Annotated in this window: 16 protein-coding genes; 6 read left to right on the forward strand and 10 right to left on the reverse strand. The window is 54.6% G+C overall.

Features of this window, described 5'->3' with window-relative positions:
- Positions 1 to 41 precede the first annotated feature (41 nt).
- On the reverse strand, positions 42 to 782 hold the full coding sequence (locus tag ACOOFE_RS02480; RefSeq protein ID WP_420413496.1) for an SDR family oxidoreductase: 741 nt from the start codon (positions 780 to 782) through the stop codon (positions 42 to 44).
- A gap of 136 nt (positions 783 to 918) precedes the next feature.
- On the opposite strand from ACOOFE_RS02480, the gene ACOOFE_RS02485 reads away from it, so the two are divergent.
- The gene (locus ACOOFE_RS02485) at positions 919 to 1,521 is read left to right on the forward strand and encodes a TetR/AcrR family transcriptional regulator (RefSeq protein WP_420413497.1); all 603 of its coding nucleotides are present in this window, start codon (positions 919 to 921) and stop codon (positions 1,519 to 1,521) included.
- Positions 1,522 to 1,646: 125 nt separating this feature from the next.
- Positions 1,647 to 4,310, forward strand: coding sequence for an AsmA-like C-terminal region-containing protein (locus tag ACOOFE_RS02490; protein ID WP_420413498.1), 2,664 nt, complete (start codon positions 1,647 to 1,649; stop codon positions 4,308 to 4,310).
- Between the two features lie 14 nt (positions 4,311 to 4,324).
- Here the strand turns inward: ACOOFE_RS02490 and ACOOFE_RS02495 are convergent, their stop codons facing one another.
- From ACOOFE_RS02495 to ACOOFE_RS02505, 3 genes are all read right to left on the reverse strand, one after another.
- Positions 4,325 to 5,143, reverse strand: coding sequence for a sugar phosphate isomerase/epimerase family protein (locus tag ACOOFE_RS02495; RefSeq protein ID WP_420413499.1), 819 nt, complete (start codon positions 5,141 to 5,143; stop codon positions 4,325 to 4,327).
- Positions 5,144 to 5,219: 76 nt separating this feature from the next.
- Positions 5,220 to 6,167, reverse strand: coding sequence for a 2-hydroxyacid dehydrogenase (locus ACOOFE_RS02500; RefSeq protein ID WP_420413500.1), 948 nt, complete (start codon positions 6,165 to 6,167; stop codon positions 5,220 to 5,222).
- Positions 6,164 to 6,577: a VOC family protein gene (locus tag ACOOFE_RS02505; RefSeq protein WP_141184960.1), complete on the reverse strand. Its 414-nt coding sequence runs from the start codon at positions 6,575 to 6,577 to the stop codon at positions 6,164 to 6,166. The genes ACOOFE_RS02500 and ACOOFE_RS02505 overlap by 4 nt, the downstream gene beginning before the upstream one ends.
- A 90-nt stretch (positions 6,578 to 6,667) precedes the next feature.
- Here ACOOFE_RS02505 and ACOOFE_RS02510 point away from each other — a divergent pair, with 90 nt between their 5' ends.
- From ACOOFE_RS02510 to ACOOFE_RS02525, 4 genes are all read left to right on the forward strand, one after another.
- Entirely contained in the window at positions 6,668 to 7,522 is an 855-nt protein-coding gene (locus ACOOFE_RS02510; RefSeq protein ID WP_420413501.1) for a LysR family transcriptional regulator, read from the forward strand.
- Positions 7,523 to 8,025: 503 nt separating this feature from the next.
- Positions 8,026 to 9,018: an ABC transporter substrate-binding protein gene (locus ACOOFE_RS02515; RefSeq protein ID WP_141184962.1), complete on the forward strand. Its 993-nt coding sequence runs from the start codon at positions 8,026 to 8,028 to the stop codon at positions 9,016 to 9,018.
- Positions 9,019 to 9,092: 74 nt separating this feature from the next.
- Positions 9,093 to 9,980, forward strand: coding sequence for an ABC transporter permease (locus ACOOFE_RS02520; protein WP_420415534.1), 888 nt, complete (start codon positions 9,093 to 9,095; stop codon positions 9,978 to 9,980).
- The gene (locus ACOOFE_RS02525) at positions 9,973 to 11,004 is read left to right on the forward strand and encodes a quaternary amine ABC transporter ATP-binding protein (protein ID WP_141184963.1); all 1,032 of its coding nucleotides are present in this window, start codon (positions 9,973 to 9,975) and stop codon (positions 11,002 to 11,004) included. Before ACOOFE_RS02520 ends, ACOOFE_RS02525 begins: the two co-directional genes overlap by 8 nt.
- Before the next feature lie 179 nt (positions 11,005 to 11,183).
- Here ACOOFE_RS02525 and ACOOFE_RS02530 read toward each other — a convergent pair whose 3' ends face one another.
- The 6 genes from ACOOFE_RS02530 to ACOOFE_RS02555 form a co-directional block, all read right to left on the reverse strand.
- Positions 11,184 to 11,792: a GNAT family N-acetyltransferase gene (locus tag ACOOFE_RS02530; protein WP_420413502.1), complete on the reverse strand. Its 609-nt coding sequence runs from the start codon at positions 11,790 to 11,792 to the stop codon at positions 11,184 to 11,186.
- Positions 11,793 to 11,995: 203 nt separating this feature from the next.
- Positions 11,996 to 13,630, reverse strand: a complete 1,635-nt coding sequence (locus ACOOFE_RS02535) for a putative bifunctional diguanylate cyclase/phosphodiesterase (RefSeq protein WP_420413503.1) — start codon at positions 13,628 to 13,630, stop codon at positions 11,996 to 11,998.
- A gap of 10 nt (positions 13,631 to 13,640) precedes the next feature.
- The gene (locus ACOOFE_RS02540; RefSeq protein WP_420413504.1) at positions 13,641 to 15,419 is read right to left on the reverse strand and encodes an ATP-binding protein; all 1,779 of its coding nucleotides are present in this window, start codon (positions 15,417 to 15,419) and stop codon (positions 13,641 to 13,643) included.
- Positions 15,420 to 15,666: 247 nt separating this feature from the next.
- The gene (locus ACOOFE_RS02545) at positions 15,667 to 17,007 is read right to left on the reverse strand and encodes an HlyD family type I secretion periplasmic adaptor subunit (RefSeq protein WP_420413505.1); all 1,341 of its coding nucleotides are present in this window, start codon (positions 17,005 to 17,007) and stop codon (positions 15,667 to 15,669) included.
- 55 nt (positions 17,008 to 17,062) lie between these two features.
- Positions 17,063 to 19,249 carry a peptidase domain-containing ABC transporter gene (locus tag ACOOFE_RS02550; protein ID WP_420413506.1) on the reverse strand — a complete coding sequence of 729 codons (2,187 nt, stop codon included), beginning with the start codon at positions 19,247 to 19,249 and terminating at the stop codon, positions 17,063 to 17,065.
- A 1-nt stretch (position 19,250) separates the two neighbouring features.
- The gene (locus ACOOFE_RS02555; protein WP_420413507.1) at positions 19,251 to 20,873 is read right to left on the reverse strand and encodes a peptidase domain-containing ABC transporter; all 1,623 of its coding nucleotides are present in this window, start codon (positions 20,871 to 20,873) and stop codon (positions 19,251 to 19,253) included.
- Positions 20,874 to 21,053 lie beyond the last annotated feature (180 nt).

Here is a 21,053-nt window from a genome sequence, read left to right on the forward strand (position 1 = left end):
GCTCCAGCTGCGCGGTTTTGTGGCTATCTTATCAGGAAACGTTAGCCCGGGAGATAGGTCTGGCCGACAAACTTCGCAGTCGCGTCCGGAGCTGCAAGGAACTGCTCATAGAGCTGCGTTGAAGTCGGATCCGGGAAGACGTTTTCTTCTCCGTTTTCCAAGGCGTCGAGGATCTGACGAACAACCTCTTGTGGTGCGGTTTTGTCGGCATCGAATTGCTCGGCCATATCGGTGTCCACCGGCCCTGGATAGACGCCGACAACCTGTGTTCCCTGACCAGCGAGTTCAGCGCGCAGGCCCTGGGTAAGTGAATGAACGGCAGCTTTGGAGGCGCTATAGGTGCCCAGAACCGGGAAATTGATGTGCGAGGCGATGGAGCCAATGTTGATGATCGCGCCGCCGCCGTTTTCCTTCAGAACCGGAGCAAAGGCCTGGGACACATTCAAAGTGCCGAAGAAATTGGTTTCCATTTCGAGGCGGCCGCGCTGATCAGCGCCCGGCGTTGTGAAACTGGAAAAACCTGCGGTTCCTGCATTGTTGACGACAAGCGCGACGTCCTTGTTGGCAGCGGCCGCAGAAATATCTTCGGCGTTGGTGACATCAAGTTTGAGGGCCACCACCTTGCCGCCGTTCTCGGCGACCAGTTGCTTCAAATTGTCGGTGTTGCGGGCACCGGCGTAAACCTTTGCCACGCCACGGGACAGGAGTTCTTCAACAAAGGCCCGGCCAATTCCGCGGTTTGCGCCAGTCACCAATGCTGCTTTTCCTTGGATTTTAGACATCAATCTGAGTTCCTTTTGGGGTCGGATGTGGAATAAAGTACGCTTCGGTATTTTAATAAGGTCTTGAATCCGGAATTCAAGAGAATAAAATACGGATTGGTACTTTAATTTGCCCCGATGATGGAAGCTTGATCCGATGCCCAGAGGCCGGCCGCGAAAAATCGACCCGCAAGATGCGCTGAAATCTGCCCTGCACACGTTGTGGGAACAGGGCTATGACCGCACGTCTATGGCCGATCTTGTTAAAGCCACCGGTATGGCAAAACCGGGTCTTTATGCAAACCTCGGCGATAAGGACGAAATCTTCCAAAAAGCCCTGGAGCTGTATCAGGACGAAATGGGCACTCCGATGATTGAGGCGCTGGTTCAATCTGACGAGCCGCTTAAAGACAGTCTCCGGGCAGCCCTGCGCGGTGTTGTCCATGCAAAAGAGGGCAGCGGATTGCCGGAGGGCTGTTTCATCATCAACAGCACGATCAATTGCTCGGCCCAGCCAGATCATATTCAAGACAAGATGCGCGCCATGAACATGGCACGGCGCGATGCCTTTCTTCGGCGTCTGGAGCGGGCTCAGACGGATCAAGAACTGCCGGAAGGCACAGATATTGTCGCGCTTGCCAATTTCTTCGCAGGACAATCCGCGTCAATCTTCACCATGTCCCAGGCCGGCCTGCCGCTTGAAGACCTTGAAGCGATGATTGAGGTCAGCCTGTCGGTTCTGCCGGACGCCAGCGATTGACAAAAACAGCAGATCCGACACGCCACTGCTGAAATCTGCTTATTGAAAGCAGACTTCAGATGATCTGTAATTGGCCAAGAATCCGGTAGAGCCAAAACGGCTCTGGCAATTCGACAGGGCTAATGATGGCAGCGGAACATCGCGCAAAACGCAGAACCTTTCTGAAAGTCGTCCGCCGGGTCCTGATTGGTCTGGGCGCATTGATCGTGATTGCGGGCGCTGTGTTCACTGCGGTTTTGACGCTGGACATGTTTTTGCCGCTACGCCAGGCGGTTGCCGGACAAATCCTGACCTCGCAGCTTGATCGCAATACCCAAGTGAAAGGCGCTGTTGCCTTCGATCTCGGACGGGTTGTGACCGTGCGCATCGAAGATGCCGTTGTTGAACGGCTCAGCACAAACGACGGATCGCCAGGCCGGTTTTTTGAGTTTGTGCGCTTCGATTCCCCTTACCAGCTCTTTCTGGGGGATGTGTCTCAGATCTTCAATTTCAAGATGGCCGGTGCAGATATCGAGATTGCTGAGACCGCCGGCAGATCGGCTGGAAGGGGATCAGAGTATTTCCAGCTTCCCTCCGATATCATCAACATGCCGGTGTTCGATACGCTGAAATTGTCCGATGTTACCTTTCATTATATCGGAGAGGCCGTTGGCTGGGATGAAACCCTTCAAATTCAAACTCTGCAGATCGCACCTGCGGCCACTGCCGGAGAGCTCGCGATCGTCTTTGAGGCTGTGCTCAATGGAACTCCACTGAAAATCTCCGGAGAGATCGCCCGGCCGCCGGATGGTGGACCTTTAAAGGCGGGGCGCTTTGACCTCAATCTTCAGTTTCCTGGGCTGAGTACCAAAGTGTCCGGGACAATCGATACGTCAACAGAGGTTGCCGGTGTTGAGGGGCGTGTCGAATGGGTCTCACCGTCTTTGTCCGAAGCATTGGCCTCAGCAGGGATTACCAGTGAGCTTGACGGCACCATCAATGCATCCTGGCAATTTTCGGGAACGCTCGATGCGCTAACGATCTCGCACATCGATATTGCTTTTGTCGGTCAGCATGAAGATCGTGTCCGGGTGTCCGGTGCGATTGAAAATGCGAGCATCGATCCAGTGCTTGATCTGGCGTTTGATGCATCGCTTGTTCCCCTGGCGCATCCTGACAATGAATTGGCAATTGATGTCTTGGGTCTTTCTGGTGAGGTCCGCGGTCCGCTCAACGGCCTGGCAGTTGATAATGCTCAGCTGAAAACCAGCGCGGCTATTTTGGACATCGAAACGATTGGCCCAATCACAGTGGGCCGGGTTGCAAAACAGGACGATGGCCGTATTAGCTTGGAAGAGCTGGTCATCAAAGATGGCCCACCGGATAAACCCCATCTTGTCCTTTCCGGGCAAGTTGCCGACGTCATTGGGCTCACCGGTATTACCCTTACTGGCAACTTCCAGTTTCCTGTGGCGCTGCTGTTGGAACCCAACGTGTCGCCCAAGCCGGATCTTGGCACCCTTGAAGGGGTCATCGAGATCAGCGATGCGGCGAGCTGGCTTGGGCTTGAAACGCTCCAGGGTTCTGTGGTGGGGACAGATCTGCTCGATCTCAGCTTTGCACTGACCGTTCCTGAACTTCGTCATGTCGATAAGTTGGCGTTTTCAACTGAGCTCAAAATTCCCGACCCTGCAGAATTGCTGAGATCAGGATTGATTGAGCCCGATCGGGAGTTACCGGCCATATTGTTCACAGGGGAAAGTTCATTGGATGCCGGACAGTTGGGTTTGGTTGGCGCTCTTGCATCCGGGTCCAGCCAGATTGAAGCGGACTTGTCCATGGGTTTTCAATCACAAGAAAACGTCTGGCTTTTGCAGGGCGACATTTCCTCAGATGCCATAGATCTCTCCGAGATTTCCGGATTGGCTGATTTCGTTGAACTCGGGCTGGCGGGGCCAAAGGATGCGGTTTCGCTGACAGATGGGATTGCATCCAACGTCAAGGTTGATGTCGGTGTTGCGGCCAAAAGCCTTGTGTCCGGCAAAAAAGAAGCGGGCAACATTTCGGCAAATGTTCATTTTGAAAATGACATCCTGAAAGTTGCCAATCTCTCTATGGCGTATATTGGCGGCTTGGTGAAAGGCGATTTTGGCGTTGACTTTACCCAAGACGCTGCACGCGGTTTTGCCAAAGGCCGGATGGAAAAATTTCCGCTGCGCAGCTTGATGACAGAGCTCGGTCTGGCCGCGCCGATTACCAGCACGGTCTACGCCAGTTTTGATTTGTCTGGCGCGATGGGGTCTGAACGAGATCTCTTGCGCACGCTGACTGGAAAACTGACAACGTCGCTCTGGGGCGGACACTTTCCCGACCGGATCGTGGAGTTGAGCGGATTGAGTGCTTTCACCTGGCTGGTGTCTGGATCGGGCGACAAGCGCGCCAAGCTGGTGTGCGCGGTGTTGCCTTTGAGGTTTAAGTCTGGCAGAGCGTCAGGAAATGCGCTGGTGGTAGAGACCGCAAATGTCCAGATCGTCGGTGGAGGGTCGATTGACTTCCGCAATGGCGCACTGAACCTCGCCTTTCTGCCGCGGGCAAAGAAGAAGCAGCTGGTCCAGATCGTGTCACCCTTTGAAATCAAGGGAACACTCAAATCCCCCGAGTTGATCGTTAAAGAGGCAGGTGCCGGCCGGGCTGTTGGGGAAGTGTTGTCGTTGCCGCTGAACCTTCTGGGTCATATGTTCCGGGGATCGGGCGCCATCGACGAAAAGGCCCGTCCCTGTGTCATTCCGAAAAATACCAAGCCGAAATAGGCGGATCCGAGCGTTTACTGTGCCAGGCCCATGGCTTCCAGGTTGGCGATGGATGCAGGCAAGCCGGACACATCGCGCAACTCGACGATCAGTCGCGGGTCACTGTTCAATCTGCCCAGCTCCTTAAAGACCGAATGCCAGTTGATTGTGCCTTCGCCCAAGGTCCAGTGACGGTCTGCGTAACCGTCTGCGTCCTGCAAATGAATGTGGCGCAGGCGGTTGCCGGCAGCTTTGATGAAATAATCAACCGGCGGAGCTCCGGTTGATCCATGAGCGTAATGCGCGTGCCCGGTGTCGATGGAAATTTTCACCGCATCCGAGCCAAAACTCTCGGCAAGTTCGACCCGCGCATAGGGATCCTTGTCCTCAATGTTCTCCAAGACCAGTTCACAACCGATGTCTTCGGCCCGTTTGACAGCCTCGTGCAGGGTCAAATGGCAGGCCTCGATCTTGCGTTCCCGGCCCTTGTCGTTGTTGTCGAGATTGTTGAAATCCCAGGTGCTGTAGGGGCTGTGAACCACCATATGCGTTCCGCCAATCGCCTCACACACGGAAAGGCCTTGCAACAAGCGCTTTTTGACGATTTCACGGATCTCTGGGTCCAGGGCGTCAATGGTGAAGCCCCAAAAGGGCCCATGTATCCCAAGCCGGCCTTTGTGGCCGGCCAGAAGCTTTTTTGCGTGTTCGGCGATCGGCTGCCAATCGCCGTTGAGGACTTCGCCTTTCACGAAATCCTGCAGTTCCAGGTCCCTTTGCTTTTCCAGCATGAGGTCTTTGTAAACCTCATAGGATGAAAGCGGCATGGCGGCACCGAGAATAGGAAGGCTGGACATGGAAACCCTTGCAGCTTGATAAGATCAAGCAGCCTCTTAGGCCGTCTTCGGTGACACTATTACGACGGCACCAGCTTCAATACCCTTGTTTGCGGTCGACAGCGTCTGGAATCTCGCCGGTTTCCAAATATCGGCCGATGTTCTCAGCGACGATCTTCGATGCCGTGCTGGTAATCGTTGGGGCTGAGATATGGGGCAGCACGGTCACCTGCGGATGATCCCAGAAGGGATGGCCTTCAGGCAACGGTTCTTCGTCAAAGACATCCAGGACCGCATGGTTGAGACGTCCGCTATTGAGCGCCTGCAAAAGCGCATCTGAGTTGATGATTGGACCGCGGGCAAAATTGATCAAGCTGGCGCCGGATTTGAAGTTTGTAAACGCAGTTTCATTGAACAACCCGCGCGTGTCATCCGTCAGGGGCATCAAAAGCACGGCAATATCAGATTGCGAGAGCACGTCCTGGAGGCCATCGTTGCCGGAGTATGTCTTAAGCCCGTCAATCCCTTTGGGGGTGCGGCTCCAGCCGATGACGTTAAACCCGTTGGCCTTCAGCCGCAGAGCCGATGCTTGGCCAAGTTTCCCGATGCCAAGGACGCTTACCGTAACCTCTTGCGGTGTTTTCAAAGGGTGATCGAGCCAGAGTTTGGCGTGCTGTTGGGCCATATAGGTCGGCATGCTGCGGTGAAGATACAGCGTCCAGGCCAGGACCGCTTCCGACATGGTTTCTGCCATTTGCGGATCGGTCAGCCTGACTATCAGCGGGCCATCTTCTGGCAGTTCTTTTACAAGTCGTTCAACCCCGGCCCAGAGACTCTGCACCCAAACGAGATTTTTTAAGGCCGCGACCTTCTCGGGATCGGGATTGGCGACGATTGCGATTTTGGCGGCATTTCGCTCCGCGTCTGAAAGGTCATCGAAGGCCTTGACCTCGGCAATCCCGTCCAGCGCTTCAGGAAGGGCATCCCGCCAGACTTGGCGCTCCATACCGCTGACTTCGGAAACGAAGGGGATAACCGTCTTCATGCCGCAAACACTCCAGCTTGGCTTGCAAATCCCTTGATTTCGATCGGGTTTCCTGACGGGTCCAGAAAAAACATGGTGCTTTGTTCCCCAGGTTCGCCCTCAAAACGGATGGTGGGCGGAATGACGAATTCCAATCCCGCTTCGGTGAGTTTACCGGCAAGGGCTTTCCAAGCGGTCATGTCGAGGACTGCGCCCAAATGCGGCATGGGAACCATATGAGCGCCAACTTTGCCGGTGGTTGTTGTTTCAAAGGGTTTGCCAAGATGCAGAGATAGCTGGTGGCCGAAGAAATTGAAGTCGACCCAAGTCTCCGTGCTGCGGCCTTCCTGGCATCCCAGGATGCCGCCGTAAAACGCACGTGCGTTGTCCAGATCGGTCACATGAAAGGCGAGATGAAAACAAGGTTGCATAAGCTATCTCCGAATTTGTCCGGATTTTCATAGCAGAGATCTTGCAAAACAATTACTATCTTTTTGTTCTTCTTAGGATAGGAAAAAGTTTTGGATACACGGTTTCTCGAAAGCCTGCTTGCTGTCGTCACGACCGGATCGATTGCTGCGGCTGCCCGCCAGCAGGGATTAACTGCAGCCGCCGTCAGCCAGCGGATACGTGTATTGGAAACGGATTTGGGATGCCGGCTTTTAACCCGCTCTGCCCAGTCGGCCAAGCCGACGCAGGAATGCCGGAACATGCTGCCAGCAGCGCACGCTCTAGTTCGCGACGCACAGCGGCTGTCTGGCCACGTCACTTCGGACGGTCTGAGAGGGCCGTACCGGCTTGGGGCAATTTCAACGGCGATGCTCGATTTTGTGCCCAAGGTGGTTCTGCACTTTCGTGAAATGGCGCCGGAGGTCAGGCTAACCGTTCGCCCGGGAAGTTCGCAGGCGCTTTATGAGAGCCTGGCCGCAGATGAGATCGATGCTGTGATCGGTGTTGAGCCGCCCTTTTCTGTGCCCAAAGAAATCCGCAAGAGGGCTATGGCTGAAGAACCCTTCATGCATATTACGCCGCGTGAAACGCCGATAGAGCCGCAGCAAGAAGAACTGCCTTGGATACTTTATGACCGGTCAACCTGGGGCGGGCGGTTGATCGCAAGCTATCTCGAAACACAAATTGGTGAGACACCGGTCTTGTGCGAACTGGATTCTCTGGAGACGATTGCGGCCATGGTTGAGGCCGGATTGGGACAAGCCGTGGTTCCAAAATGGGCTGGTATGATGACTCAGTATTCCGGCTTGACCATCGATGGCCTGCAAACTGATCAATGGTTCCAACGGCCTATCGTCTTGCTGCAAAAATCCTCGTCGGGTGTCCCCTCAATCGATGGCCTGTTGCAGAAGACACTTTTGCGGTGACGTTTTAGGAGAATGATCGTTATCATTATTCTCCTTTTGGTTGTATTTTTAAGAAAAATTAACCTTTTGAGTGTGGTTGCGACGCCTGTTTAAAGTTACATTCTTAGTAAAAATGGCGTTTCTTGGCAGGAAAATGTCGCTGGATGGCAAGTTCACGAAATAACACGCATGATGGCCAAAAGAAGTGCAGGTCGACTGTTGTACTGAAGGGCGCATAATGCAATTGTATTGATCGCATGCCCAAGAGCTTGGTTGAAATAGCTATTTCGACCTTGTGCGGCCCGTCGGGTTTTGCGGTGAAGATTAGGGAGCTGGGTCGAAGTTTATGATGCTGGAAAAGGCAGTAGAAAAGATCAAAGATCTTCACGCCTTTCTGTGTGATTTGATCCACAGCGCTATTTTACATGTTCAATTGATGCGCCGGGAGGTGAATACTTATTATTTAGTATTCATGCGCTGCGCCAATGAAGAGTTCAACAAACAGACTGCATAGGAGTACCCTCATGAAAAAGTTGTTTGTCTCGGTCGCTGCGACCGCGTTAATCGGTATGGCATCGTCCGCCATGGCGGAAGACTGCGGTACGGTGACCGTCGCGGAAATGAACTGGGCGTCCGCTGGCGCGATCGCGCAGATAGATAAGATCATTCTTGAAAATGGCTATGGCTGTAACGTAGAGCTGGTGACCGGTGACACCATGCCAACCTTTACGTCGATGAACGAAAAGGGTGAGCCGGACATGGCGCCCGAGCTCTGGATTAATGCTGTTCGTGAGCCGCTCGACAAAGCTGTTGCTGCAGGGTCTCTGATCATTGGCGGTGAAATCCTCAACGAAGGCGGTGTAGAAGGTTGGTGGGTCCCGACCGCTATCGCTGAAGAACATGACATTTATACAGTTGAAGCTGCTCTCGCGCGGCCAGACCTGTTCCCAGGTGCTGAAGATGACAGCAAAGGCGGCTTCTTCACCTGCCCGACTGGCTGGAATTGCCGCATCACGACCGGCAACCTGTTCCGCGCTTATGGCGGTGAAGAAGCTGGCTTTGAATTGGTCGATCCGGGCTCTGCTGCCGGTCTCGACGGCTCCATGGCGCGTGCAAACGAACGTGGCGAAGGTTGGCTCGGCTATTATTGGGCCCCGACTGCGATGCTTGGAAAGTACGACATGACGCTGCTGGATTTTGAAGTTCCGCACGACAAAGCAGAGTGGGACAAATGCACTGTGGTCGAAGACTGCCCGGACCCGAAGAAGAACTCTTGGGTTGCGTCTGAGGTGTTCACGGTTGTCACGGACGACTTTGCCAAAAAAGCAGGCCCGACGATGGATTATGTCAAGGGTCGGACTTGGGACAACCGGACAGCCGGTAAAGTGTTGGCCTGGATGACAGACAACCAGGCAACCAACGAAGACGGTGCGTACTACTTCCTGGAAAACTTTGAAGACGTTTGGACCAAGTGGGTGAGCCCGGAAGTCGCAGAAAAGGTAAAAGCTTCTCTGTAATCCGTTGAAGCAAAAAAGAGCCCGCGCAAATGTGCGGGCTCTTCAATGAGGGGCATAATAACGGGACGAGAATGATGGAGTGGCTACAAGAATTTCCCTCGCTAAGCAGGGGCAGTTTACGCGCATTGCGCCAATCGGTTGATGGGTCCTTTAAAGATTTTACGCGCGCATACGGCGATGCAATTGAAAGTGCTTTCGATCCGATCAAAGATTTCCTGATCTTTCTGGAACATTTGCTGATCAATTCACCCTGGCCAATCATCTTAGCTGTACTCGTTGGTATCGTTTACCTAATGAGCCGCAACGTTAAGATCACTCTCGGTTCTCTCGCTGCCTTGTGCCTGATCGGCTTCCTCGGAATGTGGGAAGATACCATGCGCACCATTGCCATGGTCACGGTCTGTACCTTGATGGCAATTGTGCTCGGGATTCCTCTTGGAATCTTGATGGCCCGGTCGGATCGTGTGCAGAGCATGATCAACCCGGTTCTCGACCTGATGCAAACGATGCCAAGCTTCGTTTACCTCATTCCGGTCGTGATGATCTTCGGCCTCGGAAAAGTCCCGGGTATGATCGCTGTGGTGATCTACGCCATTCCGCCGATGATCCGTCTGACCAACCTTGGCATCCGTCTTGTTGATCAGGATGTTCTGGAAGCCGCCGATGCATTCGGCTCAAGCTCCTGGCAGAAACTGAGCAATGTTCAGTTGCCTTTGGCTCTGCCGACGATAATGGCCGGCGTCAACCAGTGCATCATGATGTCCCTTGCGATGGTCGTTGTCGCCGCGCTGATCGGTGTGAAAGGTCTGGGCCAGCCCGTGCTGAATGCCATTGCAAACCAGTATCTGACAATGGGTGTCATGAACGGCCTGGCTATTGTTGCCATCGCCATCATCTTTGACCGGGCGACGCAAGCCTATGGCAAACGCCTTCAGAAACATTCGGAGGTGATCCATGGCTGAGGCAACCGGCATTGAAATCAAGAATCTTTACAAGATCTTCGGCCCGAACGGCAAAGACATGGTGCAGCTCGTCAAGGACGGCATGTCCAAGACCGAGCTGAATGAAAAGCACAATCATGTTCTGGGGCTCAACAACATCAACATCTCCATGCCGGGTGGCAAAATCGAGGTGGTGATGGGCCTATCCGGATCTGGGAAATCCACCTTGATCCGGCACATCAACCGGCTGATTGACCCGACAGACGGCGAAGTGCTCTACGGCAATGAAGACGTCTGCAAGATGTCTCAGGGCGAACTGAGGGAATTCCGCCGCCACAAAACGGCGATGGTGTTCCAGAAGTTTGCGCTTTTGCCGCACCGGACAGTGATGAAAAACACCGTCTACGGCCTGGAGATCCAGGGCGTTCCGATGAAGGAAGCCGAAGAGCGGGCGTCCCGCTGGATTGCACGGGTGGGCCTTGAGGGCTTTGAGGATCACTATCCGAACCAGCTCTCCGGCGGTATGCAGCAACGCGTTGGTCTTGCGCGGGCATTGACCAATGACGCCGACATACTTCTGATGGACGAAGCGTTCTCGGCGCTTGATCCGCTGATCCGTATGGACATGCAGACCGTTCTGCTCGACCTGCAGGAAGAGCTGCACAAGACCATCGTCTTCATCACGCACGATCTGGATGAAGCACTACGCCTTGGCGACAAGATCGCCATCCTGCGCGATGGCGCTGTCATTCAGCAGGGGTCTGGTCAGGACATCGTCTTGAACCCGGCGGACGCCTACATCGCAGACTTCGTCAAGGAAGTGAACCGCGGCCGGGTGATCCTGGTCGATACTGTGATGGACAAGAGCAAAACGCTCGAAGGCGGTCTCACCGTGGAGAGCGGCATCATGCTGGAAGAGGCGGCCAAAAAATTCGCCGAAACCGGCCAGGGCGAATGCTGCGTGATCAATGGCGACGGCAAGCCGATCGGTGTCTTGAATGTCCAGGACACCATTAGCGCCATGGTGACTCCAGCCACGCACTAAGACTGGGCATAGAGCCAATAAAAACCTCCGGAAGCGGGATGCTTTCGGAGGCTTTTGTTTGGAAGGTGCTTGCTGAGAGCTGGAAGTCGTTATTAGGGAGCAATTTTCGGGCGATAACCGGACGTTCGCCGTTTCGTAAACCAAGGTCCCCCATGCGCGTCCAGACCGATTTCGAAGCCTCACAACGGTCTCGTCATCCGAACGGACAGTGATGGCATGAACGGGGAGTTCGGCCACTCAGACTCGACGTTCCATCCGCGATGCTCGTAGAACCGGCGCGCCACCTCATTCCTAACGGACACATCGAGCGATAGTCGGGTCGACCCACTGGCGCGAGCCTGATCTTCGAAGGCATCCAGCAATACGGACCCGACTCCTGTTGCACGTCTTTCCCTGTCAACGGCCACGAAATGGAGATAGAAATCGCCTTCCTCGATGGAATCGTTTAGCCGCATGAGTGGTGCCAACAACACTTCCACGATCCTCATTCGTAGCCTCAGCCTACCGGCAGCCTTCCTCTGAGGTTCGCGGGAAGAACGACGATGCTGCGCTTCGGTGTAGGCCAAAATCATTCCCACGATGATGTTGTCGCACTCTGCAAAAGTTACGTTTTGGTAGGAGCTATCGTGATCGGGTTGCAGGAATGCGTTGGCAATAATTTCTTCATAGCGGCGTCCGAACATCACCTGCATGAAGCCCTCCGACGCTTCGTTTGCATAATGCGCACAGGCAAGGCCGTCATCAAAAGTCGGATTTGCAGCTCTCAGGGTCACTGACGGTTGATTCATAGGATCCTCAAGGATGAGCTTGATACCTTGTAATACGAACTGCAGCTATGGGCCGGTAAAAGACAATACAAATAATAAGTTTCAGAATAAAAAGCCCTGGCCAACCGGCCAGGGCTTTCTAGGTTTTACACTGATCTCAGATCACCATTCGGAGAATGCCGTCCGCATATCCGGGCGTGCCGGTTGATATCGGTTCACCTTTGTTACTGTGACCGAGTCCCGGACACCCGCGTCGGGATTACGCGTGCAGGCGTCGGGGGAGCGCGCAGGTCGCCGGAAAGAAGCGTCTGTTTCGAGAACTGACCCAGAAGCATTGGCTTGGCAAAATAGTACCCCTGAGCCAGCCGGATCTGGGTTGTATCTTGCAAGTAGTCAAGTTCTTCCTTTGTCTCGACGCCCTCTACGATGATCGACATGTCCAGGGCGTGGGCCATCGATTCAATGGCTTTCAAAACGCTCTGGCTGCGCGGTTTTTTATGAATGTCTGTGATGAACGAGCGGTCGACCTTAATTTCATCTGCCGTAATCTCGGAAAGCGCAGAGAGCGAAGAATATCCTGTTCCGAAGTCATCGATCGAAACGCGCGCTCCGGTCTCCCGGATCATTGGCAGCACTTCGGTCTGGAAGCGGCTTTTGAGCAAAAACGCCTCCTCGGTCACTTCGACCATAAAGCGGTCCGCAATCCCCGTTTCAGAAATATTCTCAAGAAATGACGCCATGAACCGGGGATCTTCCACCTGGCTGGCCGCGACATTGATCGAAATGCTTGTGTTGGCGCCAAAAGCTGCCTCGATTGTACCTCTTGAGGCCACAATCTCAGCCAAAACGAGATGTGTAATCTCGTCCATGAGCCCTAGTTCAATGGCCATATTAATGAAATTCCCGGGCGGGCGAATATCGCCATTTTCGTCGCGCCAGCGAAGCAAAGCCTCGACGCCAACCACTTCGCCGGAACCGAAATCGACTTTCGGCTGGTATGCACAGCACAGGCGCTGATCGTGCACAGCGAGCCGCAGCCTTTGCTCCAGTTTCATGCGCTCGTTGGAGGCGTCATCAAAGGCCGGGTCGAAAAACCGGACACTGCCTTTTGTTTCGTCTTTGATCCGGTAAATGGCCCGGTCCGCATTGGAATAAAGCTGTTCGAATGTCTCGCCATGATCGGGGTAGACACTCACGCCAATCGAAGCCGAAGTTAGGACCTCAAGCCCGTCAATAAAGAACGGCTTTTTGAGCAGTGACAAATACTTCTGATAATCTGAATCAACGTCGCCAGCTTTTGTCGCCGGAGAGCGCAACAGCACAAACTCGTCCCGGGCCACGCGCGCAAGCATGTCGGAAGACCCAAGCTCGGCGGATAACCGGTCAACGATCTTCACCAAGAGTGCGTCGGCTGCTGACAGGCCATAGTGGTCATTGATTTGTTTGAAACCATCCAGATCGATGATGGCAAGCTCGAAGGCCGCATCGTCCATTTCCGCCAGCGACATCACGGTTCTCTCAACCATGTTGCGGTTTGGCAGCCCGGTCAGGTCGTCGTAAAAAGCCCGCTGGAAGAGGTCGTCTTCCAACTGACGCTGTTCCGTGATGTCAGTTGATAGGCGGACATGGCAGACTTCCGGCCCCATAGGGACATTGATCTGCGCAACTTGAAACACGCGGCCATCGGTTTCGATGATGTCCTGATCGGCTGGAAACCCAGCGTGGGCTGCTCCGATCGGATTGGCATAATCCACAAGGCCAGACTTGGAGACTGCGGCAATACCGACCGGCAGCTCATCGATCACCCTAACGAGTGGGTCCCAGGCGGACCCTTTGTTCTCCCGTTTTTGGTCGGTCATTTGATTGCTGCTAACGCTTGAGGACCTGGCGCCGAGCATCACTCAGCATGGCTGAAATGTCTTTTCCGGCTGGTGCGCGCTCGGGTGTTGAGGTCCGCGCACTCGGTGCTCCCTCGGCTGGACCTTTGCCCGCTTTTGTCGCACCGCGCCAGCGATCAACAACAGACTTGATAAAGTTACGATCCAGCAGTGCGCCGGCTTCACCTGCAAGCGAGGACGAAGCGGAAACGCTCCGTGGCAACAGTTTTTGATCAAGCCGGGAAAAGGTTAGCCGGGCGGGGATCGGCATGCCTTCACCAAATCCGACGACTTCACCCGTGCCAAGCGACGGGATGAAATCAAGGAGGTTTACTGCAGCATCCGCGACCGCAGAGCGAAGCAGCTCCTGATCGTGTTCGTTGGCCATGCGCATCGCGAACATGGTGCTGCATTGAGAAATAATCGTGGGATCGAGTTCCGCTGGCCGCTGTGTTACGAGCCCCAGGAAAACACCGTGTTTGCGCCCTTCCTTGGCAATTCGGGCGAGCGCGCGCCGTGTTGGACCAAATCCGACCGCTGGATTGGCCGAAGCATAGCGGTGGGCCTCTTCACAGACAAATAGCAACGGCATCGCGCCATCACTCCAAAGCCCGAAATCAAAGGCAAGGCGGCACAGGACGCATACGACCGCATCCACAACTTCCACCGGAAGCCCGGCCAATTGCATGATCGAGATCGGCCGCCCATCCGGCTCAAGCCGGAACAGGTGGCTGAGAAGGTCAACCATGGTGTCGCCGCCAACACTGGCGTTCTCGAACATGAACGCGTAGCGGGGGTCGTTGGTAATCGTCTCCAGGCGCATCAACAGCCGATGGTAGCTCATCCTTGAGGACCGGTTCTCAAGTTTGCCCATCCGGTTATCGATGAGAGAAATCAAATCCTGCAGCAGGTAGGGAACAGGTGTATCGACCGTAAATCCTGATTGTTTAGGGTCAACTTTTTTAATGGAAACGCCAGTAGAGGCCGATTTATATCCGCGATAGGTCGCTTTAGCGATCGGGATGAGCTCCGACAGGATTTCGACTTCTTCAGCCACTGCAGGCCGGCCGCCGTAGATCACGTCGGTTAATTCTTCAAAGTTAAAGATCCAGAAGGGAAGCTTGAAACTTTGTGGATCGATCACATTGGCTTTTTCGCCAAAGCAGCTTCCATACTCATTGTGCCCGTCCAGCAAAAACAGCCGTACATCGGGACGGACCCTCAAAATCTCAGAGAGGATTACAGCAACACCGCTGGATTTTCCGACACCTGTTGACCCCAAGATGGCGAAGTGCTTCGAGATCAGATTGTCAACATCGACATGTGCGTCAATCCGGCTGTCATGGTTCATTTGCCCAATCTTGATCGTGCGAGCATCGGCCGGGCTGTAAATCAGCCGTAACTGTTTGCTTGTGATCAAGTGGCAAGGGTCTCCGATCGAAGGATAACCTGATACGCCGCGCTTATAGCGTTGGGTCCCCGCTGCGTCGGTAGCGATCTCCCCCATCAGTGCGATTTTCGCGACCGCCTTCAGGTTTGGGTTTTGCCCCCCGCCGGAATTCCTGGCCGACACCTCCTTGATCATCCCGATCAATTCGCGCTTACCGGCCTTGATCGCCATGAATTTACCGACAGTTGCCCTTGCTCCATCATTGGGCCAAGGGGCTGGCAATCCAATGAGAGCTTCAGATCCGCGCACGGACAAAACCTGTCCGATTGCCGCACTGGCATCGTGTGAGCCGTCTGTCTTTTGTGCTTCTTGCGCGTTCACCCTGACCTCCTAGGAGATGTATGCGACGGGTAGTGTGCGTAAAAACAGTTATTTTCGTGTTACTTTATTGATGGGAACTTTAGCTTGGGGGCAACGAATTCTCATCTGATGACCGTTTCCATTTTCGCATAAGTACTTTTAGCGGTGGGAACGGGGCGGTCTCGAACCAGGCAATTATTGCGGATAGAAACCAAAAAGCCCCGGCCATTTTTTGGCCGGGGCTTTGTTGTTGCTTAGAAGCGTCAGATCACCGCTCGGAGAACACGGTCCGCATCGCCCGTGTAACCGGGTTCAGCAGATAGTTGAGGATCGATTTGGATCCGGTGACGATCTGAGCGTTGACCTGCATGCCCGGACGGACGGGGCTGGTTACATTGCCCTCGCCGATGGTGTTCCCAGGAAAAGCCAGATCAGCTTTGAAATAGTATTCGCCATATTCGTCCTGGAAGCTGGATGCGGAGATCGTTCCCACCTCGGCGATGATCGTGCCATAAATGTTCGGATCATAGCTGGTGATGGTGATCTCGGCCTTGTCGCCCACGTTGATGTGGCCGATGTCTTTCGGATTGACCTTAACTTCCGCGACCATGCTTTCCGACTGCGGCACAATTTCAGCGATCATGTCGCCTGGATTTACCACAGCGCCCCGGCCCGTCTGGCCGAGGGACTTGATGAAGCCATCAACCGGGGCTTTGACGAAGAGGCGCTTCTGGCGGTCTTCCAGTTTGGCGATTTCCTGCTTCAGTTCCGCGCGTTCCTGTGCGATCCGGGCCCGTTCATCAGCCACATCCCGGTTCACTTCCGCACCCGCCTGGCTCAAGCTGGCCTGAGCTTCGGTCAGCATTTCGCGGGCTTGCGCCAGGTTGCCGAACAATTGCTCCAGGGTGACTTGGGAGCGCTGATACTCGCCCTTGGCTTCCAGGTAACGCCGCCGGGAGGTGTAGCCGTCCTTCAACAGGCCTTCCTGGATTTCGAACTTTTCCTTTTCCAATGCAACTTGAGACTTCTGCAGCTCAATTTGAGCTTCGAGGCTGACAACTTCAGCCCGCTTCTGGCCAACACGGGCGGTGAAGGCTTCCTGCTCGTCGGCAACTGCCTTCCGGTTGGCTGTCAGCGCGGCGCGCTGCTGTGTGCTCAGGCCGTTGACCGTTGGGTCGAGGCGCAGGCCGATCGTGTTCGGATCGCTGTACTCCTGGGCTCTCAGGCGTTCTTCTTCAAGCTCCAAATAGCTCAATCGGCTCTGGATCCTGGCAAGCTCCGCGGTCGTATCTTCTTTTTCCAGGCGCGCCAGCGGATCACCGGCTTTGACAAGCTGGCCTTCCTTGACGAGGATTTCGTTGACGATGCCGCCTTCAAGATGTTCTACCGCCAGGATCTGACCAGCGGGGGTGATCTCGCCGATGGTGTTGGCTACCTCGCGGATTTGACCGATGGCTGCCCAAACAAGAAGAACCACTGTCGCGACCGTGAGACCGGTCAAGAGCCGGGAATAGAAGGCGGGCGGAACGCCGTCTTCCAATTCAAGCGGCAAGCCCACGCGGCCATAAACAGCTTTGCGAAGCGGATCTGAACTGTCTTTCGTTGCCATTGGTTCTTCCTCGGCGGTTGTCAGAAGGTGCGGCTCTTAAAAGCGCACGCTGCTGTTATTTCGTTTGCTGCTTGAGCACGTCGTCCAAAATTTCACTCGGTGCGCCAGCCATAGCGACCATACCGTTTTGCATGTAGATGAGCTGGTCAGCCATACGCATGTGGCTGGGCCGGTAGGTCGTCAGGATCACGGTCGACTTGCCGCGGACCTGCTCGATCTTTTTCATCAGAAGTTTGTCGCCTTCGAAATCCAGGTTTCCGGCCGGATCATCGAGCACATAGATCGATGCGGGGCGGATGAAGGCGCGCGCAAGGAGTATGCGTTGTTTGACGTTGTCGGGCAGAACTTGCAGCAGCTGTCCAGTCAGGCGGGTCTCAACCCCCTGCGGCAGCAAGTCGGCGTAGTTGTGAAGGCCGAAATCCTCAAAGGCTGTCCGCACCTGGTCGTTGTCCGCCTGCGGGTTTGCCATGCGGAAATTCTGGGCGATGGTGCCGTAGAAGAAGTCATAATGCTCGGGCGCGTAGCCGATCGCATGGCGCCATTCGCCCGGATCGAGCTGGCGGATATCCAAGTCATCAACCAAAACCGCGCCCATTTGCGGTTTGTAGAGGCCGAGAACTGCCCGAACCAGCGAGGTCTTGCCGCAGCCGCTGGGGCCGGTGATTGCGCTGACTGATCCCTGTTCAACCTGCAAAGAAAAGTTCCGCAAGGCTGGTTCCTGTCGCGCCGGATAGCGGAGCACCACATTGGAGAAACGGACTGTCCCTTGGAACTGGCGGTGCAGGCTCGGCAGTTTGCCAGGCTGACGCTCCATATCGATTTTCAGCAGGCCGTTGATCCGCTCAATGGTTTGCTGGGCCTGACCGAGCTGGGAAAAACTCAAGAATGCTTGGTGCATTGGATTGAGCGCACGCCAGGAAAGGGCCATGACCGCGATGAGCGCGCCCTGGGTCAGGCTTTGAGACATGACCAAAATTGCGCCGAAGCCAAGAACGCCGATGCCGCAAAGGGTCATCATCATCTGGGAGATGACCTGCATGATTTGCGAAAGGTGCTTTGTGATCAGGTTTTTCTGCGCAAAATCGGCGGACAAGGTCCGGTACTTTTCGATCCAGATGTCATCGGCCGACAGATCCCGGATGGCATTCCGTTTCGACAGAATTTCAACCGTGATGTTTTGAAGGCGCGATTTGGCTTCACCCGCCCGGTTGATTGCCGTTTTCATGCGCGGAACGATTAAAAGCGCCGCGACGATGTAAAGCGCCAGCAAGCCTGCCGGCAGCAGCGCAAGTGGTCCGCCAATCAGCGCAAGAACCACCACAAATAATGCAGAAAACGGTAGATCAATGAGTGCGTTGGCAAGGTTGCCGTGGAAAATTTCACGAACGCCGTCGAACTGCTTCAACCGGGTGATTTGCGCACCGATTGGCGCCGAAGCTGTGAGCGGCAGCGGCAAGTGGAGGAAATGCCGGAATGTGGAGTTGGCCACAACGGCATCGAGACGCGCGCCCAAATAGGCCTGTAGGTGTGACTTGGTCCCTTTCACAAGCCAATCCGTACACAGGATCACCGCGATCCCGACCATCAGGGTGAGCAGAACCGTTACGGATTTTGCGCCAATCGCCTTGTCATAGACGTTCATCACAAACAGCGGCAGTCCGAGGGCAAGGATATTGGCCAGGAATCCGATCGCCATAATGGAGGCTAACGTGCCGCGGAACCGGTGAAACAGCCGGGAAGACCAGTGTTTGAAACCGGCGCTTACGCTCGCGTCTTCTTCTTCGATCAGATAAAGCTCTGCGTCTTTGAGGTCGGCATAACTCAAATTGATGTTTTGTTGAGCTTCACCGCTAAAGACGCGCAACCGGCCGTCGTTCGATGGCCCTAGACCAACACAAACATTGTTGCCGACCTTCAAGAGACATGGAAACTGTTCAGGCGTCAGTTGCTTTAAACCTCTCGTGGAGGCTGTTACCCGATAGTTCAGCCGGGTGAGCACCGCACGGAGTTCAAATATACTGGCCACCCCTTCCAGGTGGGGCAAAGCTTCAAATAGGTGGCGTTCCATGCCATCCCATCCGAGGGCTTCCAGAACTGGAAGAAGGCAGGCTTCGGCAGCCGAATTGCGCTCAATTGCCACGCTGGAATGCTGACGAACCCGGCTTGCCAGGCTGATTTGCCTGTCGGAGGGATTTGCTCCGTGAATATAACCGGACGAGTTTTCAAATGCGGCCAGGGACATTTCAGGCTCCTTGGCTGGTTTTCAGAATGCCAGCAGGTTTGCGGGCATGCAGTTTATATTTCTTGGGAGTTGGGGCCGCCGGCATCGGTTTGAGCTGTCCGCCTTCAAGCAGATATTGTTTGTCGGCAACGGCTCTGAAAGATGGGCGGTGGCTGACGATAATCATGGTCAATTGCCCCTTGAGTCGCTTCAGACCTTCAACAAGTTCCGCTTCGCCGCGATGATCAAGTGCGCCATTGGCGTCGTTGAGGATCAGGATCTTTGGTTCCCGTGCCAAAGCGCGGGCAATCGCGATCCGCTGGATCATGGAATCCGTCAAGTTTTCCTCAATGGCGTTGCCCAACTGCGTGTCATAGCCGAGCGGAAGCAGATGGATATCCTTTTCCAAGCCAATGAGATCGGCGGCCATGCGCGCCGTTTGCGGTGTCGACTGCGATCCGAATAGAGTGAGGTTTTGCAGGATGGTTCCGGAGAACATTTCCGCGTCATTGCCGACATAGGCGATTTGCCGGCGCAGACTGCGGTGATCTTCGCCGTAAAGGTCGTGGCCATCGATCAATATCGAACCCGATGTTGGCTCAAGCCCGCCAGACATCAAACGCGATAAGGTCGACCGGCCGCTGCCATCGCTGCCTTCAAATGCGAGCGTTTCACCTGCATTGATTGACAGGTTTACGCCGCGGATTGGAACGACAACATCGCTACGGGCACTGTAGCCGGCATTTTGCAGACTAAGGTTGCCGATAACAGGGGCATCCCGGGCTGTCTGTTTGATTTCAATGGGAAGATCAAAAAGGGCCTTGGCTTCACGGTAATCGTGTTTGACCCGCTGCATTTCCGTCCAGTGATTGATGCCGCGCAGCAGCGGCTGCACGACCTGGCCGGCGAGCAATGTACAAGCGGCCACGGCACCAATGCTGATAAATCCGCCCATCACCATGAGGGCTCCAGAGGAGACAACACAAACGGTGGTGAGCACTGTGAAGAAACTGCTGGTGTTACGAGCGCGGTTGTTCAGGTCGATCTGGTCGTAGCCAAGGCGGGAAATCTGTGTCTGCAAGCGTTCGAAACGTCGCAAGATGACCGGCTCCAGCGCCATCGCCTTGATCGTATTCAAACCCGAAAGAACTTCAAAAACAAAGTCATATTTGCGCTGATCATGCTCTGCGCGTTTTTCGACCAACGCATTGAGCTTTGAGTTGAGGTTTGCTGTGCGGAGCATGAAAATCGCTAGAAGCGCCAGAGGCACAAACCCGATTGGGCCACCGATCAGGAACAAAACAACAATAAAGATTAGGCTCGCCGGCAGGTCGATTGCGAGCAGGCGTGCTGGTCCGCCGTATTGGTCGCAAAGTGATTGCAGAGATTTTAGAGAATCCAGGTGTTTGGAAACACTGGCATCAGTCATTGCATCGGATTTGGGTCCAAGCAGACGATGCGCAGCTTCCATATTGGCCTTGTGCGCAAAAGAGGCTGCCGACCAGCCAACCACATATGAGCGAACGATTTTGAGGACGGCATCAATGGCCAGAACGACACCGAGGCCGACGATAAGAACTATAAGAGTGTCGGTCGCCTGATTGGGAAGAATTCGGTCATATACTTGTAGAATTGTGAGCGGCATTGCCAGCCCTAATACATTCACAAGTATGGATGCAAACACTACCGGACGTGGTAGTTTCGGGGTTTTAACCGTGCTTCCATTCTCTGAAGATTGGAACTTTAGTTGAGGTAATGCAGTATTTGCCAATGCATTACTGATAAAATTGACCATACCAGGCGCCTCCTACCTCTATTAAGACGC

The organism is Roseibium sp., from assembly GCF_965216085.1.
Classification (GTDB): Bacteria; Pseudomonadota; Alphaproteobacteria; order Rhizobiales; family Stappiaceae; genus Roseibium.